Origin of the sequence: Streptomyces griseoruber (genome assembly GCF_001514205.1) — a bacterium.
Classification (GTDB): domain Bacteria; phylum Actinomycetota; class Actinomycetes; order Streptomycetales; family Streptomycetaceae; genus Streptomyces; species Streptomyces griseoruber.
Genome location: NZ_KQ948766.1, coordinates 548,201 through 565,058 on the forward strand (window position 1 = coordinate 548,201; position 16,858 = coordinate 565,058).

A 16,858-nucleotide genomic window follows, 5' to 3' on the forward strand; every position below is an offset into this window, starting at 1 on the left:
GACCCGCCGGACGCGGGGCGGGCGGCCCGGCACCACGCCGGACCGCCCGCCTCCGCGTACCCGCCGGTCAGTGGAAGAAGTGCCGCGTCCCGGTGAAGTACATGGTGATGCCCGCCTTCTGCGCGGCCTCGACCACCAGCTCGTCACGGACCGAACCGCCGGGCTGCACGATGGCCTTGACCCCGGCGGCGCCCAGGACGTCGATGTTGTCCGGGAACGGGAAGAACGCGTCCGAGGCGACGTACGCCCCGCGCGCCCGCTCCTCGCCGGCCCGCTCGACGGCGAGCTTGCAGGAGTCGACCCGGTTGACCTGGCCCATGCCGACGCCGACGGAGGCACCGTCCTTGGCGAGCAGGATGGCGTTGGACTTCACGGCCCGGCAGGCCCGCCAGGCGAAGGCCAGCTCGGCCAGCTCCTCGGCGCCGAGGGCCTCGCCGGTCGCCAGGGTCCAGTGGGCCGGGTCGTCGCCGTCGGCCTGGAGGCGGTCGGTGACCTGGAGCAGGACGCCGCCGTCGACGGGCTTGACCTCGACCGGGGCGGCCGGGGCGCCCGGCGCCTTCAGCACCCGGATGTTCTTCTTCCTGGCGAGGGCCTCCAGGGCCCCCTCCTCGTAGTCGGGCGCGACGATGACCTCGGTGAAGATCTCGGCGACCTGCTCGGCCATCTCCTTGCTGACGGGCCGGTTGACGGCGATGACCCCGCCGAAGGCCGACAGCGGGTCACAGGCGTGCGCCTTGCGGTGCGCCTCGGCGACATCCGCGCCGATCGCGATGCCGCAGGGGTTGGCGTGCTTGATGATCGCGACGCACGGCTCGTCGTGGTCGTACGCGGCCCGGCGCGCGGCGTCGGTGTCCGTGTAGTTGTTGTACGACATCTCCTTGCCGTGCAGCTGCTCGGCCCGGGCGAGGCCGGCGCCGCTGCCGTCGACGTAGAGCGCGGCGGGCTGGTGCGGGTTCTCGCCGTAGCGGAGGGTGTTCTCCCGCTCCCAGGTGGCGCCGAGGAAGTCGGGGAACTGCGACTCGTCGACGGGGGCGTAGGAGGAGGCGAACCAGGAGGCGACCGCCACGTCGTAGGCGGCGGTGTGCTGGAAGGCCTCGGCGGCGAGCCGCTTGCGGGCGGCGAGGTCGAAGCCGCCGCCCTGCACCGCGGCGAGGACGTCGCCGTAGCGGGCGGGGCTGGTGACGACGGCGACCGACGGGTGGTTCTTGGCCGCGGCACGGACCATCGAGGGGCCGCCGATGTCGATCTGCTCCACGCACTCGTCGTCGGAGGCGCCGGAGGCGACGGTCTCGCGGAACGGGTAGAGGTTGACGACGACCAGGTCGAACGGCTCGACACCCAGCTCGGTGAGCTGCTCACGGTGGCTGTCGAGGCGCAGGTCGGCGAGGATGCCCGCGTGGACCCTGGGGTGCAGCGTCTTGACGCGGCCGTCCAGGCACTCGGGGAAGCCGGTCAGCTCCTCGACCTTGGTGACGGGGACGCCGGCGGCGGCGATCCGGGAGGCGGTGGACCCGGTCGAGACCAGCTCGACACCGGCCTCGTGCAGCCCACGGGCCAGCTCCTCGAGTCCGGTCTTGTCGTACACGCTGACGAGCGCGCGCCGGATCGCCCGCTGGGAGCTGCTCTCGGTGGTCTGGGCGGTCACTGGATAACTACCTTTCGTCCCTCAATGCGATAGCCGTTGCGGGCGAGCCGCCCCACGACCTCGACGAGCAGCCTTCGCTCGACGTCCTTGATGCGCTCGTGCAGAGCGCTCTCGTCGTCCTCGTCCCGGACCTCGACCACGCCCTGGGCGATGATCGGTCCGGTGTCGACACCGTCGTCGACGAAGTGGACGGTGCAGCCCGTGACCCGGGCCCCGTACGCCAGCGCGTCACGCACACCGTGCGCGCCGGGGAAGCTGGGCAGCAGCGCGGGGTGCGTGTTGACGAACCGCCCCCCGTACCGGGCCAGGAACTCCTTCCCCACGATCTTCATGAAGCCGGCGGAGACGACGAGGTCGGGCTCGTGGGCGGCGACGGCCCCGGTGAGGGCGGCGTCCCACTCCTCCCGGCTGCCGTGGTCCCTGACCTTCGTCACGAAGGTGGGGATGCCGGCGCGCTCGGCGCGGGCGAGCCCCTCGATCCCGTCCCGGTCGGCTCCCACGGCGACGATCTCGGCCCCGTAGGCCTCGGCGCCGGTGGCGGCGATCTCGTCGAGGAGTGCCTGCAGATTCGTACCGGATCCGGAGACCAGCACGACGAGGCGCTTGGCCACGGACGGCTTGGCGGCCACGGGGAGAGCCCTTTCTCGGGGAAGCAGCTGCGCACGGCCGGCGACGACATGCGACTTGCGACTTGTACGTTCGTACGAATGCATCGCGCCCCCGGATACGGGGAAGCCTACGAAGCAGCCGACCGTCAGCAACGATACCGGCACACGAGGCGGCCCCCACGGGACGGGGGCGTGGCCGGAAGGTAGCGTCTGCGAGGAGCGGGATCGGGAACGCGGTGCCCGTGCGGTGCGTTCCCACTCCGAGAGCTCACCGAAACCGAAGCTGGACCGCCGTATCACCTAGGGGAAGACGCACACTTGATGCCGGACCGCAGCCTGCGACTCCACCCGCTCCCCCCGCAGCCCGTGCCGGGAGAGCGCGGCGCCCTGCTGCGCGAGCGCCCGTCATCGCCTCCCGAGTCCGACCAGCCCCAGGGAGACAGCCCCCGGGAAGGCGCGCCTCACGGAGACGAGGACAACCCCTTCGCTCCTCCCCCCGAGGGCACCCCCGACCGCCCCTGGCAGCCCCGCCGCCCGGCGAACGGCGGCGGCGAGAGCCCCGCCCCCTGGGGCCCGCCGCCCGGCGGGGGCGACTCCCCCGACGGCGGCCGCTCCCCCTGGGGCGGCCACTGGAGCGACCAGCAGCCCGGCCGCTCCAACGGCGGCGGCTTCGGCGAGCGCCCGGGCGGCGGCGGCCCGGAGGGCCCGAACCCCCCGCCCAACCCCCGCTGGGACCCCACCGACCCCGCCCAGCGCCGCGCCCGTTACGCGCTGCTGTCCGGTATGTGGGCCTTCTTCTTCGCCCTCTTCGGCTGGCCGTACGTGGCCCTGCTGCTCGGCGCCCTCGCCCTGAACTGGGGCATCAGCGCCCTGCGCACCAAGCCCCGCACCCCCGACCCCGACACCCCGGCCGCCCCCACGGGCCGCCCCCAGACGACAGCCGCCATCAGCGGCCTGGTCACCGCCTCCCTCGCCCTCGCCCTGGTCGCCGTGACCTTCACCGCGCAACTCGTCTACCGCGACTACTACACCTGCACCAAGGACGCCCTCACCAACGAGGCCAGACAGTCCTGCAGCAACCTCCTCCCGAAGGAACTGAAGAGCATCCTGGGCGCGAACACGTAGGGGCGGCACCTCTCGGCGCCGGCCCGGTCGGTCCAGCCCGGCGGCCCGGTCGTTCCAGCCGAGCGGCGCGGTCGGTCCAGCCCGGCGGGGGCACAGGGCAGGGCGGCCTCAGCCGGACTCCTCCCCGCCCGCCGCGTCCCGCAGCGCAGCCCACCGTGCCTCCCGGGCTTCCTTTCCATGCCACCGCGGTTCTCCCGACGGCGCTCCCTGGTCTCCCTCCGCCCCGCGCTCCACCGCGTCGAAGTCGTAGGGCTCAGCCCCGCACTCCGCCCCCGACTCCGCCCTCACCCCTTCCTCCACCTCGGCCTCCCCCTCGCGCCCGACCACAACCCCCGCCCCCGTCCAGGAGAACTCCCTGACCCCCCGCCCCCGCCACCTCCGCGCCCACAACCCCACCGGCACCCCCACCCCCACCACCCACACCACCACCGCTCCCCCCACCTGCCACCCCACCGGCCCGAACCGAGCCATCGCCCCCACCCCCAACGGCCCACCGGCCAGCCCCCCGAGCACGCCCAGCACCACCCCGCACCCCACCCCCGCCAGGGCCACACCCCCCACGGTCCGCCACCGCGACCACGCCTCCACCGGCGCCTGAGCCACCCCACCGCTGGACCCGGCCCCCGCGCTCCCCACGAACACCCCCACCACCACCCCGGCCACCACCGGCACCACCCCGGCCGCCCAGTTCCACACCGTCCCGGTCCCCGCCTCCGGCACCGCCGCCAGCAGCGGAAACGGCGGCAGCAAGGGCGCCGGATCGGACCCCAGCGGTGTCACCACATGCCCCACGCCCAGCACATAACCGGGCCCCACCGCATACGCCGTCCCCCACACCGCCGCGTTCGGCACCAGCGCCAGACACAGCAGCAACACCGCGAACCGCCCCGACCACCCCTCCGTCAGCTGCAGAAACGCCCCCCGCGCGGCGCCCGCGTGCCACACCGACGACACCGCCACCAGCAACGCCCCGCCGCCCACCAAGGCCACGGCCCCGGCCCCGGCCGCCCGCGCGGCCACCGCACCCCACTGTGCCCCCTCCCGCCGGGGCACCATCCGCCCGAACGGCTCCAGAGGCCGCCCGCACGCCGACCACACCCCCACCCCCGCCGCGACCACGGCCACCGCCGGCACACCCACCACGGTCCACCCCCAGGAGGGCCGCAGCGCACCCCCGGCCGCATACCAGGCCACCCCGACCGCCACCCCCAGATACCCGGCCACGACCCCCGCCCAGGCGGTACGCGCACCGACCGGCTCACCACCCTCCTCACCCTCGCTCCCGCCCCCGTCTCCCCCCGCACCCCCGCCCTCGCCCTCGACCGCGTCCCGAGCGGCCCGGTACAGCAACCACACCGGCAGCACCAGCAGCAGCAACGGCGTCACCCCGACCGGCGCCGGCACCCCGGACAGCGTGTCGGTGCGCGCCAGCTCCGCCCCGTGCGCCAACAGCCACAGCGCGGCGGCGACATGCAGCGCCCCGCCCGGCCCGCTGTCCGGGTACGGCGAACTGATCCACAGCACCATCACCAGCACGGCGAACACCGCGAGCCCCAGCCCGGCGGCCAGCACCCCGCCGAGCACGGAGGCCACGAACCCCGGCGAGCGATCACGCATACGGGAGGAGAGCGAAGACGGCGTCACGCCCGCCATGGTCCCAACGACACGCGCTTTCCCGGCGTAACAGGCGAACCATCGCCGTGTCACTCAATATACGTTTATGTTCTTTTTCATGCGAAGCAGCTCCCGGCGCCGCCCCGAGCCGGAGGCGTACGCGTGAAGAAGCCGACGCAGCTGACGCCCGCTCAGGCCTTCGACGCGCTGTACGCGTTCTGCGCCCCCGCCCTCGTACGCCAGACCTATCTCCTCTGCGGCCGCCGCGAGCTCGCCCGTGAATCCGTCGAACGGGCCTTCCAACTCGCCTGGCAGCGCTGGCCCGAGGTGGCCGTCGACCGTGACCCGGCGAGCTGGGTCCGGGCCGCCGCGCACGAGTACGCGCTCTCCCCCTGGCACCGCTTCCGCCCCCGCTTCCGGCACCCCGAACCCCCGCCCGCCGACGCCGCCGACCGCGCCCTGCTCGCCGTACTCCTCGCGCTCCCGCCGTCGCAGCGCCGTACGCTCCTCCTCTACGACGGTGTAGGCCTCGATCTGCCGGAGACGGCGGCGGAGACGGAGGCGAGCACACCGGCGACCGCGCACCGCCTGCTGCACGCGCGGGAGACCCTCGCCGCGTCGCTGCCCCAGCTGGCCGATCCGGCCGCGCTGCACGAGCGCCTCGCCGAGCTGGCCTCGGTGGAACGTCTGCGCCCGGCCCGCCCCGCGACCGTCCGGGCGGGCGGCGAGGCCCGCGCCCGCTTCTGGACCCGGGCGGCGATCGCCTTCACGGTGACGATCATCGGCGCGACGGCCCTGACCGTGCGCACGGCCCCCACGCGGTACGACCCCCCGGTCCCCTCGGGCAGGACGGTCCAGGGAGTCCCACCGGAGGCGGCTCCGGGCACCCTGTCGAAGAAGCAGACGGCGCTGCGGAAGAAGCTCCGTTCGAACCCGGCGAACGGCCCCCAGCGCCTCGCCCCCCAACCCCGCTGAGGCGCTGAATCGCTGAGGCGCCGAGGCGCTGACGGCCCGGGAAACGCCGTGGACCCGTCCCCCAACCCCGGGGGAACGGGCCCACAAGCACTCAGGCAGCCATGCGGCTGGCGGCTGGGCGGCTGTGCCGCAGTGCGCCTGTGCCGCAGTGCGCCTGTGCCGCAGTGCGCCTGTTCAGCCGGCGAGGATCTCGCGCGCCAGCTTCGCCGTCTCGGTGGGCGTCTTGCCCACCTTGACGCCGGCGGCCTCGAGGGCCTCCTTCTTCGCGGCGGCCGTACCGGAGGACCCGGAGACGATGGCGCCGGCGTGGCCCATGGTCTTGCCCTCGGGCGCGGTGAAGCCCGCGACGTAGCCGACGACCGGCTTCTTCACGTTGTCCTTGATGAAGGCCGCGGCCCGCTCCTCGGCGTCGCCGCCGATCTCACCGATCATCACGATCAGGTCGGTGTCGGGGTCGGCCTCGAACGCGGCGAGCGCGTCGATGTGGGTCGTGCCGATGACGGGGTCGCCACCGATGCCCACCGCCGACGAGAAGCCGATGTCACGGAGCTCGTACATCATCTGGTACGTCAGCGTGCCGGACTTCGAGACCAGGCCGATACGGCCCGGCTTGGTGATGTCGCCCGGGATGATGCCGGCGTTCGACTGGCCCGGGGTGATGAGACCGGGGCAGTTCGGGCCGATGATGCGGGTCTTGTTGCCCTGGGAGACCGCGTACGCGTAGAAGGCGGCGGAGTCGTGCACCGCGATGCCCTCGGTGATGACGACCGCGAGCGGGATCTCGGCGTCGATGGCCTCGACGACGGCGGCCTTGGCGAAGGCCGGCGGCACGAAGAGGACGGACACGTTGGCGCCCGTCTTCTCGATCGCCTCGGCGACCGTGCCGAAGACCGGGATGTCGTTGCCGTCGATGTCGACGGACGTGCCGGCCTTACGCGGGTTCACGCCACCGACGATGTTCGTGCCGTCGGCCAGCATGAGCTTGGTGTGCTTCATGCCCGTGGCACCGGTCATGCCCTGGACGATGACCTTGGAGTCCTTGTTGAGGAAGATAGCCATGGCTGTCTGAGTCCCTCTTCCCTTACTTCGCAGCCGCGAGCTCGGCGGCCTTGTCGGCCGCGCCGTCCATGGTGTCCACACGCTGGACCAGCGGGTGGTTGGCGTCGGAGAGGATCTGACGACCCAGCTCGGCGTTGTTGCCGTCCAGACGCACGACGAGCGGCTTGGTGACGTCCTCGCCGCGGTCCTCCAGGAGCTTCAGCGCCTGGACGATGCCGTTGGCGACCTCGTCGCACGCGGTGATGCCGCCGAAGACGTTGACGAAGACGGACTTGACGTCCGGGTCGCCGAGGATGATCTCCAGGCCGTTCGCCATGACGGCCGCGGAGGCGCCACCGCCGATGTCGAGGAAGTTGGCGGGCTTGACGCCACCGTGGTTCTCACCGGCGTACGCGACCACGTCGAGGGTGCTCATGACGAGACCCGCGCCGTTGCCGATGATGCCGACCTCGCCGTCGAGCTTGACGTAGTTGAGGTTCTTCTCCTTGGCTGCGGCCTCCAGCGGGTTCGCGGAGTCCTTGTCCTGGAGCGCCTCGTGCTCGGGCTGACGGAACTCGGCGTTCTCGTCCAGGGAGACCTTGCCGTCCAGGGCGATGACGTCACCGGAGGCGACCTTGGCCAGCGGGTTGACCTCGACGAGGAGCGCGTCCTCGGCGACGAAGGTCTTCCACAGCGTGACCAGGACGTCGGCGACCTTGTCGGCGACCTCGGCCGGGAACTTGGCGGCCGCGACGATCTCGCGGGCCTTCTCCGGGGTGACGCCCTCGTTGGCGTCGATCGGCGTCTTGGCGACGGCGTCCGGACGGGTGGCCGCCACCTCCTCGATCTCCATGCCGCCCTCGACGGACGCGATGGAGAGGAAGGTGCGGTTGGCACGGTCGAGGAGGAAGGAGACGTAGTACTCCTCCACGATCTCCGGAGCCGTCTCGGCGATCATCACCTTGTGGACCGTGTGGCCCTTGATGTCCATGCCGAGGATGTTGGTCGCGTGCTCGACCGCCTCGTCGGCGGAGGCGGCGAGCTTGACGCCGCCGGCCTTGCCACGGCCGCCGACCTTCACCTGGGCCTTGACGACGGACTTGCCACCGAGACGCTCGGTGGCTGCGCGGGCCGCCTCAGGCGTGTCGATGACTTCACCGGCCAGCACCGGTACATCGTGCTTGGCGAAGAGGTCCCTCGCCTGGTACTCGAACAGGTCCACGCGCTTCCGTCCCTATCAGTGATCTCGCGGTTCGTTGGATGCGTGGGCGTGCCGCGATGGGCAACGTGACGTCCGCATGTGTCACAGGGGAGGCGCACACGGTGTCCGAGCGCGCGGCATGTCCGTCTCGCAGGTTATCGCTGCTTCCAGGAGGCCCCTAAATCGAGGGTCACACCTGAGCGGTGATACCTGTCACATGATGTCGCGCTCACTGGCACGCAGTGTCGCGCGTGCGGGACCTCACCGGGTTGGGGTCGACCCGGTGAGGCCCCTTGACCAGCCCCTCAAAGGGCCGCGGGCGAGCGATCCCCACCCCGATGGGGACCCCTCAGCCCCCTCCGCGAGGCTCCGGCCGGACAGTCCGACGGCTTTCGGCCATCCGGGCCCGTCACCTCACGAAGAACACGGGAAGCGAGGAGCACAAGGAGCGAAGAGCACGGGGAGCACCGGGAAGGCGCGCTCCGCTCAGACGCCGTGAGCCGGATCGCCCGCCTGCCCGGTCAACCCGTGCGCGCACCGCTCGACGGCACCGACGAGCGGGGTGACCGTTCCGGGAACGGCGGCAACGGCGGCAACGGCGGTTCGGTCGTCGGTGTGGGGTGCGGCCGGGAGGACGGGCCTCTGCGCTTCGGTGACCGCGCGGGTGCCGGCGTCAGGGCCGGTGAGGGGCGCGGCGTGGGCCGGGGCGTGGGCCGGGGCGGCGGCCCCGGTCCTGCCCACGGGCTCCCGGCCGGCCGCCCGCAGCGCCTGGTCCGCTCGGGCCGCCCGGGCGCCCAGGATGACCTGGACGGCACCGTTCTTCGCCCTGGCCGCGGCCTTGGACCTGATGTGGGTGACGGTGGCGGTGTCCGTGACCGTCGAGGTCATGTCGTCGGCGGAGGGAAAACGGCGAATGTTGTGTTCCATGCGTACGTCAGATCCTTTGGGGGGTTCCGAGACTTCGGAAGGCTGAAGGATGTTCCGCGCCGGAGCAGGGGAACTCCGGGCGGTGGGCAGACCTGTTCCACCCCCGCGCGGCAGGTCTGCGACGAGGGAAGGGCTGCCCGGTCCTAGCCGGGGAAGACCGGAATGTCCCGGTGTACGTCCCGGGTCTCGGCCGCCTCCGACCGCACGACACCGCCGGACACCAGCAGCACCGGCATCCGGTGGGACACCGTCACGGCCTGCGCGTCGCCGTGCCGCGACACCCCGCCGTCGAGAGCGGACGAACCGCCCAGCAGACCGCTGGGCTCACCGCCCGGAGCCCGGTGCGCGGGAACCTGCCCGGCGCGGGCGGGCGCCGGGTCGTGGTGCGAGGCCGCTCGCGGCCCGGCCGCATCGCCGAGAACGGCGCGGAGTACGGGTCCGTACGACACCGTGGCCGCGTCGGCCGCCTCGTGCTGCGGGGCAACGTGCCGGGACCGGTGCCCGTCGGGCGACGAGGCCACCGGGGAGTCCGGCGCGGGCGCCTGGGTGACCGGCACCGGAAGGTTCTGCACCGGGAGCGAGGGCGGCTCGGAGACGTCCGGCAGCTCCGTCAGATCCGGCAGTTCGGGAAGCGGCAGATCGGGAAGCGCCGGCAGATCCGTCGGGAGGGGCAGCTCCGCGGAGGCCTGCGCCACCTGCTCGGTCACCGCCGTCACGACCTCACGAACCGGCCGCAGGACCCGCTCGACGTGCATCACCGGAACCGCAACCGGCACTGGTACCGGGTCCGTGGCCGGTACCGGAGCAGAGGTCCGGACCGGCCCCGAAAGCGCGGCCGTCACCTCCGTCACGGCCGTCGGCGTCCCCTCCGCCGCCTGCGCCTGCCCTCCGCAGAGGAAGCCCAGCGCGATCAACCCGCCCACCAACAGCGCCAGACGCAGCGCACGCCGCCCGGCCGCCTCGCGCAGCACGCGCTGAACGACACCGGGCAGAACGGTGGGTGAGGTCAAGAAGGGGGGTCCTCCCGTGCGAGGGGAATGTGCTCCGATCCTTGCACGCAAGTGCCGTGGTGACACAACTCCGCTGTTACCGATGGACAGTCATGTCATCCATGTCGCTTTTGCGGACGCGGAAGTCACACGGTGTCCGGCACGGGAAGCGGACGCTTCTCGATCGCCGCCGCCATCACCTCCGGGAACAGGTCGGGGGTGCAGGCGAACGCCGGCGCGCCCAGCGCCGCGAGCGCGGCCGCGTGCTCCCGGTCGTAGGCCGGAGCCCCCTCGTCCGACAGCGCGAGCAGCGCCACGAACTGCACGCCCGACGCCTTCATCGCCGCGACCCGCTTCAGCATCTCGTCGCGTATGCCGCCCTCGTACAGGTCGCTGATCAGCACGACGACCGTCTCGGCGGGCCGGGTGATCCGCGACTGGCAGTACGCGAGCGCCCGGTTGATGTCCGTACCACCGCCGAGGCGGGTGCCGAAGAGGACGTCGACCGGATCGGCCAGCCGGTCGGTGAGGTCGACGACCGCCGTGTCGAAGACGACGAGCCGGGTGTCGAGGGACCGCAGAGAGGCGAGCACCGCCCCGAACACCGAGGCGTGGACCACCGAGGCCGCCATCGACCCCGACTGGTCGACACAGAGGACGACCTCCTTCTTCACGGCCCGTGCCGCCCGCCCGTGACCGACCAGCCGCTCCGGCACGACCGTCCCGTGCTCGGGAAGGTAGTGCTTGAGGTTGGCGGCGATGGTGCGGTTCCAGTCGATGTCGTGGTGGCGTGGCCGGTGGACGCGGGCACTGCGGTCGAGGGCGCCGGTGAGGGTGGCCCGGGTCCGGGTGGTGAGCCGCTTCTCCAGGTCCTCGACGACCTTGCGCACGACGGCCCGCGCCGTCTCCTTCACCGTCTCCGGCATCGCCTGGCTCAGCGAGAGCAGCGTGCCGACGAGATGGACGTCGGCCTCGACCGCCTCGAGCATCTCCGGCTCCAGCAACAGCGCCGACAGCCCGAGCCGGTCGATGGCGTCGCGCTGCATCACCTGGACGACGGAGGTGGGGAAGTACGTCCGGATGTCCCCGAGCCAGCGCGCCACGGACGGCGCCGACGCCCCGAGCCCCGCCGAACGGTCCCGTCCCGTCGCTGGCCGCTCCCCCTTCCCGTAGAGCGCGCTGAGCGCCCCGTCCATCGCGGCGTCCCGCCCGGACAGCTCCTGCCCGGTCCCGTCGGCCGCGTCCCCGCCGAGCACCAGCCGCCACCGCCGCAGCCGCTCCGGCCACTCCTGCGCCGGGTCGCTCGCCTCGACCGTCATCTGCCCACCCCCGCCAAGCTGTCATCGGAGTTGCCGTCGGAGGTACCGGCGGAGTTGTCGTCGGAGGTACCGGCGGAGGTACCGGCGGAGTTGTCGTCGGAGGTGCCGGCGGAGTTGTCGTCGGAGGTACCGGCGGAAGGGTCATCGGGGGTGTCGTCCGAGGTGCCGCCCAGCCCCAGCAGCAGCCGCACCACCGGCAGCACCGCGTCGGCCCGCTCCTGGTCGAGCCCGGCCGCGAACCCGGGCGCCCCCGCCCCCGGCCCCACCGCGTCCGCCCGCTCCCCCGGTCCCCGCCGGACCAGTTCGCCGAGCGTTCGGCGCACCCCTGGCTCATACGCCGAGAACGTCCGCCGCAGCAGCGGCAGCACATCCGTGAACGCCTCCGCCGACACCCCCGTGAGCCAGCCGTCGACCAGGGCGAGCAGCCGCTCGTCGTGCACGAGCAGCAGCCCTCCCCCCGAACCGCCGCCGACGAAGCCCTCGATCCACGCGGCCGCGTCCCCGGGGGGTGTCCCCGGCGACAGCGCGAGCCCCATGAGCCGGGCCGCCTCCTCCTGGCCCACCTCCCCGTCGTCGAGCAACAGCCGCACCGCACGCCCCCGTACGACGCCCGCGACCCGGTCCCGCCCGGACAGCGTCCGCAGCACCGCCCGCCAGCGCGCCCGCAGATCACCGTGGCGCGCGAGCGGGCCGTCCGTCGCCGAGGGGGGCGGGTCGGTGCTCCCCCGCGGTGCCGCCGTCTCGGCCAGCAGCCCCACCGCCCCGTGCACCGCGTCCACATGACCCCGCATCTCGTCCGCCGCGTCCGCGTCCAGACCGGTGCAGGCCGGGGGCAGGCCGACGAAGATCCGTTCGGCGAGGCCCGTGGCGACCTCCGCCAGCGCGCCGGTGTCGGTACCGCGTACGTCGCCGTAGCGCAGGGAGCGGACCAGGGCGGGCAGCGCCCGGGCGAGCCGGCCGACATCCGTGTCGAGCGCCGCCCGGTCGGCGAGGACCCGCATCACGACGGACAACGCGTCGGGGAGAGCGGCCGCCAGACAGCGTTCCGCGAGCGCGGTGATCCCGGCGAGGTCCCGCGCGCAGACGGCGTCGGCCTCGGCCCTGGCGGTCGCCGCGGCGCGTACGGTCGTCCCCCACACGCCGGCCTCGGCGACCCGCACGGACAGTTCCGGTTCCCAGCGCAGCCGCCAGGTCTCCCGGAAGGTCCCCGTGCTGCCCCGCGAGGCCACCGGCTCGCCCCATTCCACGCCCAGCAGCCGCAGCCGGTGCAGCAGTCCGCTGCGTCCGGCGTCGGTGTCCTTGCGCAGATCGAGCTCCACCTCCCGCTCCGCCGCCTCCGGTTTCAGCCGCAGCCGGCGCTGGGCCCGGTCGAGGTCGCGTTGCAGGGGTACCGCCGGCGCGCCGGACGGCACCTCCCCTAGCACGTCCCCGACCACGAGCCGGTCCCGCACCAGCGCCAGCGGTACGTCCGACCCGTCGCCCAGCACGGCCCGTACCGCGTCGGTGGTCTCGCTCAGGCCGGGCAGCGGCCGGCCGCGCAGCGCGGCGAGCGTCCCGGCGAGCCGGACCGCCTCGATGACATGCGCCGGGGACACGAGCCGGTCCTCCGCACGCAGCAGCCCGGCCACCTTGGTCAGCCACCGCTCGACCGGCCGGTCCGGCGCACCGAACAGATGCGCGTACCAGCCGGGCGAGTCGATGCCCGCCCCGTATCCCCCGTCCCGGGCCAGCCTGCGGTGGGTCCACGGCACCCAGGTCAGCTCGGCCCTGACCTTGGCGAGCCCCTTCAGCAGGGCGCGGTCGTCGGCGACGGCGGCCTTGCGGCGCAGGGCCGGCACATGCCAGGCCCCGCACACCACGGCCACCGCGTCGCCCCCGAACTCCCTTTGTGCCGCCCGCACCTGGAGCCGCATATGCGCCTCCCGTACGAGGTCGCGGTCCCCTTCCGCGCCCTCGTGCGTCTCCCGCACCGCCGTCATCGCCTCCTCGACGGCGGCGAAGGGCGCGAGCGGGTCCCGCCCGCCCGCGCCCCGGTGCTCGACGACGTCCTCCCACCAGCGTTCGGCGTCGTCGTACCCGGCGGCCTCGGCGAGCGCGCCGAGCGGATCGACGCGCAGTGTGCCGCCCGGCGCGTCGCTCCCTTCCTCCGCGGCCGGTCCGTCCCCGGCCTCCGCCCGGCCTTCCCAGGCCAGGGTGTGGGTGGCGGGGAGGTCGATGAAGCGGGCCGGAACGCCCTGCTCCAGCGCCCAGCGCAGCGCCACCCACTCGGGGGAGAACTCGGCCATCGGCCAGAACGCGGAGCGTCCCGGCTCATCGACGGCGTGGGCGAGCAGCGCGACCGGCGGCCGCATGTCCCGCCCGGCGGCGAGGGGGATCAACGGGTCGGCCTCGGGCGGGCCTTCGATCAGCACGGTCCGGGGCCGGGCGGCCTCCAGCGCCGCCCGCACCGCCCGCGCCGATCCGGGTCCGTGATGCCGCACCCCGAGCAGCAGCGGCCACCGCGCGTCCTCGGCCGACCGCCCGCTCTCCTGGATCCCCGTCATCGCTCACCCCCCTGTCATCCCGTACATGTCGTCAGGTCCGTGTCGTCAGATCCGTGTCGCCCCGTCCGTGTCGCCCCGTCCGAGTCGTTCCGTCCGTCGTCACGCGCGCGGCCAGCGCGAGTCCTTGTCGTCGTTCATGCGGTTCATGTGCACACCCCCCTTCGGTGCCGGTCGCAGCCGCGGCCATCTCGAGTCCTCGTCGTTCCGGTTCACGCACTCACCTCCCTGCAGGCGCGGTAGAAGTCGCTCCAGCCGTCGCGTTCGCGGAGCACCGTCTCCAGGTACTCCTGCCAGACGACCCGGTCGGCGGCCGGGTCGCGGACGACCGCGCCGAGGATTCCCGTGGCGAGGTCACCGGGCCGCAGCACACCGTCGCCGAAGTGCGCGGCCAGGGCGAGACCGCTGGTGACGACGGAGATGGCTTCGGCCGTGGACAACGTGCCGCTGGGAGACTTCAGCTTGGTTCGGCCGTCGGCGGTGATCCCGTCGCGCAGTTCACGGAAGACGGTCACCACACGACGGATCTCGTCGACCCCGTGCGGCACGGCCGGCAGCTCGAGGGAGCGGCCGATCTGGTCGACACGCCGTGCCACGATGTCGACTTCGGCGTCGACACTCGCCGGCAGCGGCAGCACCACCGTGTTGAAGCGGCGGCGCAGAGCGCTGGACAGTTCATTGACCCCGCGGTCCCGATCGTTGGCAGTGGCGATCAGGTTGAAGCCGCGAACCGCCTGAACCTCCTGCCCCAGTTCAGGTATCGGCAGCGTCTTCTCCGACAGGATGGTGATGAGTGTGTCCTGAACGTCGGCGGGGACGCGAGTCAATTCCTCGACGCGGACCGTCGCCCCCTCCCCCATGGCGCGCATGACGGGGCTGGGGACGAGGGCGTCCCGGCTCGGGCCGTGCGCCAGCAGCTGCGCGTAGTTCCAGCCGTAGCGGATGGCCTCCTCCGGAGTGCCCGCCGTGCCCTGCACCAGCAGGGTCGAGTCACCGCTGACCGCGGCGGCCAGGTGCTCGGACACCCAGGTCTTGGCGGTTCCGGGCACGCCGAGCAGGAGCAGGGCGCGGTCGGTGGCCAGGGTGCTGACGGCCACCTCGACGATGCGGCGCGGGCCCACGTACTTCGGTGTGATCGCCGTGCCGTCGGGCAGGGTGCCGCCAAGGAGATAGGTGGCGACGGCCCACGGCGACAGCTTCCACCGGGCCGGGCGCGGCCGGTCGTCCTGGGCGGCGAGCACGGCGAGTTCATCGGCGAAGGCGTGTTCGGCATGCGGCCGCAACGCCTCCGCGGGCTGGGTCTGACCGGGTTTCACGAACGTCGGGTCTACGGACACGGACATGGCTGAGGTCCCCCTCCAGCTCGGCCGGTTCGGGTCTGGTGTCCACCGTGCACCACACCACTGACAATGCGTTCCGACCTGCGGAAACGCCGTGGAGCGGGGGTGCGGCGGGCGCTCGCCGGGCCGGTTGTCAGTGGGAGGGCCTACCGTCGGTGGCATGACTCAGCAGGAGGTGCGCTGGACCGCGGACCGGGTGCTGGCACTGGCGCCTGACTCCGCGTCACGCAAAGCGGGGAGCAAACTCGGCGTGGCCGGGGCCTGGTCCGGGACGGGCAGGTCGCGGGAGGGGACGGTGTGGGGGGTGTGCGGCGGCAGCGGCGGCGTGCGGTACCGCACGGTCGTCGACACCTCGGCCCCGCCCGGCGCCCCCGGGCCCCCGTACGAGTGCGGCTGCCCGAGCCGCAAGTCCCCGTGCGCGCACGCGCTCGGTCTGCTGCTGCTCCGGTCGGCCGGGGAGGCGGCCGTCCCGGTGGGGCCTGCGCCGGACTGGGCCGAGAAGTGGATCGCGCGGCGGCACGGGCTTACGGGGGAGGAAGGGGAGGTGGGCGCGGCGGGTCCCGGCTCCGGACCGGCCGATCCGGAGGCGGCGCGCCGGAGGGCCGAGCGGCGTGCCGAGCGGATCACCGCTGGGGCGACGGAGCTGGAGCAGCGGCTGGCCGATCTCCTGCGCTCCGGCCTCGCCACGGCCGAGCAGGCGGGCTACGGACTGTGGGAGGAGACGGCGGCCCGCATGGTCGACGCCCAGGCCCCCGGACTGGCGGCGCGGGTCAGGGAGTTGGGGTCGATCCCGGGGTCCGGCCCCGACTGGCCGGTCCGGCTGCTGGCGGAGTGCGCCCTGCTCCACCTCCTCGACCAGGGCTGGCTGCACCGCGAGCGGCTTCCGGACGCCCTGGCCGCCACGGTCCGCTCCCGTGTCGGCCTGACCACCCGGCCGGCCGGACCGCCGCTGCGCGACCACTGGGTGGTCCTCGCGCAGCACGACACGCCGGACCCGAAACTGACGACCCGCCGGATCTGGCTGCACGGCACCGCCTCGGGCCGCACCGCCCTCCTCCTGTCCTACGGCCCCGCCGGCCGCGCCCCCGACCTCGCCCTGCCGGTCGGTCTGGCCCTGGACGCGGAGCTGTCCGCCTACCCGGGCACCGGACGGCGACGGGCGGCGCTGGGCGAACAGTTCGCGCCACCCGCACCGACCACGGCCCGCCCACCGGGCCTGACGACGACCGAGGCGGCCGCGCTCTACGGCGCGTCGCTGCGCGACGACCCCTGGCAGGAGTCCGTCCCGGTGACCCTGGACGACGTCATACCGACTCCCGACGGCGCCTCCTGGCAACTGGCCGACGCCGACGCCGACACGGCCCTGCCGCTCACCCCCGCGGCCGCCGCCCGCCCCGGTCTGTGGCGGCTGGTCGCCCTCTCGGGCGGCGCCCCCCTGAAGGTGTTCGGCGAGTGCGGCCACCGGGGTTTCACCCCCCTGACCGCCTGGCCGACCGGCCCCGGAGAGGCGGTCCGGCTGTGACCGGGACAGATCCGG

The 16,858-nt window shown here is 73.6% G+C and carries 13 protein-coding genes; 3 read left to right on the forward strand and 10 right to left on the reverse strand.

All coding sequences use genetic code 11. The features are described 5' to 3' along the window. Positions 1-67: 67 nt before the first annotated feature. Positions 68-1,645, reverse strand: a complete 1,578-nt coding sequence (gene purH, locus AQJ64_RS14745; protein ID WP_055634914.1) for a bifunctional phosphoribosylaminoimidazolecarboxamide formyltransferase/IMP cyclohydrolase — start codon at positions 1,643-1,645, stop codon at positions 68-70. Further along, positions 1,642-2,274 carry a phosphoribosylglycinamide formyltransferase gene (purN, locus tag AQJ64_RS14750; RefSeq protein WP_055634915.1) on the reverse strand — a complete coding sequence of 211 codons (633 nt, stop codon included), beginning with the start codon at positions 2,272-2,274 and terminating at the stop codon, positions 1,642-1,644. Before purN ends, purH begins: the two co-directional genes overlap by 4 nt. A 300-nt stretch (positions 2,275-2,574) precedes the next feature. Here purN and AQJ64_RS14755 point away from each other — a divergent pair, with 300 nt between their 5' ends. Then, the gene (locus AQJ64_RS14755; RefSeq protein ID WP_059202685.1) at positions 2,575-3,378 is read left to right on the forward strand and encodes a hypothetical protein; all 804 of its coding nucleotides are present in this window, start codon (positions 2,575-2,577) and stop codon (positions 3,376-3,378) included. A 108-nt stretch (positions 3,379-3,486) separates the two neighbouring features. Here AQJ64_RS14755 and AQJ64_RS14760 read toward each other — a convergent pair whose 3' ends face one another. After that, on the reverse strand, positions 3,487-5,031 hold the full coding sequence (locus tag AQJ64_RS14760) for a cell division protein PerM (RefSeq protein ID WP_059202686.1): 1,545 nt from the start codon (positions 5,029-5,031) through the stop codon (positions 3,487-3,489). Positions 5,032-5,088: 57 nt separating this feature from the next. Here AQJ64_RS14760 and AQJ64_RS14765 point away from each other — a divergent pair, with 57 nt between their 5' ends. Beyond that, entirely contained in the window at positions 5,089-5,967 is an 879-nt protein-coding gene (locus AQJ64_RS14765) for a SigE family RNA polymerase sigma factor (protein WP_397801301.1), read from the forward strand. 174 nt (positions 5,968-6,141) lie between these two features. Here AQJ64_RS14765 and sucD read toward each other — a convergent pair whose 3' ends face one another. The 7 genes from sucD to AQJ64_RS14800 all read right to left on the reverse strand — a co-directional run bounded on the left by sucD (position 6,142) and on the right by AQJ64_RS14800 (position 15,324). Beyond that, the gene (sucD, locus tag AQJ64_RS14770; protein WP_055636543.1) at positions 6,142-7,026 is read right to left on the reverse strand and encodes a succinate--CoA ligase subunit alpha; all 885 of its coding nucleotides are present in this window, start codon (positions 7,024-7,026) and stop codon (positions 6,142-6,144) included. Positions 7,027-7,048: 22 nt separating this feature from the next. After that, a complete protein-coding gene (gene sucC / locus AQJ64_RS14775) occupies positions 7,049-8,227 on the reverse strand; it encodes an ADP-forming succinate--CoA ligase subunit beta (protein ID WP_055636544.1) in 1,179 nt (392 codons plus the stop codon). Positions 8,228-8,692: 465 nt separating this feature from the next. Then, positions 8,693-9,133 carry a hypothetical protein gene (locus tag AQJ64_RS49035; protein ID WP_055636545.1) on the reverse strand — a complete coding sequence of 147 codons (441 nt, stop codon included), beginning with the start codon at positions 9,131-9,133 and terminating at the stop codon, positions 8,693-8,695. A gap of 143 nt (positions 9,134-9,276) precedes the next feature. Next, positions 9,277-10,143 (reverse strand): hypothetical protein, encoded by an 867-nt coding sequence (locus AQJ64_RS14785; protein ID WP_055636546.1) that lies wholly within the window; start codon positions 10,141-10,143, stop codon positions 9,277-9,279. Between the two features lie 125 nt (positions 10,144-10,268). After that, on the reverse strand, positions 10,269-11,441 hold the full coding sequence (locus tag AQJ64_RS14790; RefSeq protein WP_055636547.1) for a VWA domain-containing protein: 1,173 nt from the start codon (positions 11,439-11,441) through the stop codon (positions 10,269-10,271). Beyond that, on the reverse strand, positions 11,438-13,984 hold the full coding sequence (locus tag AQJ64_RS14795) for a DUF5682 family protein (protein ID WP_079061660.1): 2,547 nt from the start codon (positions 13,982-13,984) through the stop codon (positions 11,438-11,440). The genes AQJ64_RS14790 and AQJ64_RS14795 overlap by 4 nt, the downstream gene beginning before the upstream one ends. 209 nt (positions 13,985-14,193) lie before the next feature. Next, a complete protein-coding gene (locus tag AQJ64_RS14800; protein ID WP_055639028.1) occupies positions 14,194-15,324 on the reverse strand; it encodes an ATP-binding protein in 1,131 nt (376 codons plus the stop codon). A 157-nt stretch (positions 15,325-15,481) separates the two neighbouring features. Between AQJ64_RS14800 and AQJ64_RS14805 the strand changes: the two genes are divergently transcribed. Then, positions 15,482-16,843, forward strand: a complete 1,362-nt coding sequence (locus AQJ64_RS14805) for a hypothetical protein (RefSeq protein WP_055639029.1) — start codon at positions 15,482-15,484, stop codon at positions 16,841-16,843. The last annotated feature ends 15 nt before the right edge of the window (positions 16,844-16,858 follow it).

Bases quoted from the DNA above. Each gene is read 5' to 3' on its own strand.
- AQJ64_RS14755 (WP_059202685.1), top strand. From the start codon at position 2,575: ATGCCGGACCGCAGCCTGCGACTCCACCCGCTCCCCCCGCAGCCCGTG.
- sucD (WP_055636543.1), bottom strand. From the start codon at position 7,026: ATGGCTATCTTCCTCAACAAGGACTCCAAGGTCATCGTCCAGGGCATG.
- AQJ64_RS14800 (WP_055639028.1), bottom strand. From the start codon at position 15,324: ATGTCCGTGTCCGTAGACCCGACGTTCGTGAAACCCGGTCAGACCCAG.
- AQJ64_RS14760 (WP_059202686.1), bottom strand. From the start codon at position 5,031: ATGGCGGGCGTGACGCCGTCTTCGCTCTCCTCCCGTATGCGTGATCGC.
- AQJ64_RS14795 (WP_079061660.1), bottom strand. From the start codon at position 13,984: ATGACGGGGATCCAGGAGAGCGGGCGGTCGGCCGAGGACGCGCGGTGG.
- AQJ64_RS14805 (WP_055639029.1), top strand. From the start codon at position 15,482: ATGACTCAGCAGGAGGTGCGCTGGACCGCGGACCGGGTGCTGGCACTG.
- AQJ64_RS14790 (WP_055636547.1), bottom strand. From the start codon at position 11,441: ATGACGGTCGAGGCGAGCGACCCGGCGCAGGAGTGGCCGGAGCGGCTG.
- AQJ64_RS49035 (WP_055636545.1), bottom strand. From the start codon at position 9,133: ATGGAACACAACATTCGCCGTTTTCCCTCCGCCGACGACATGACCTCG.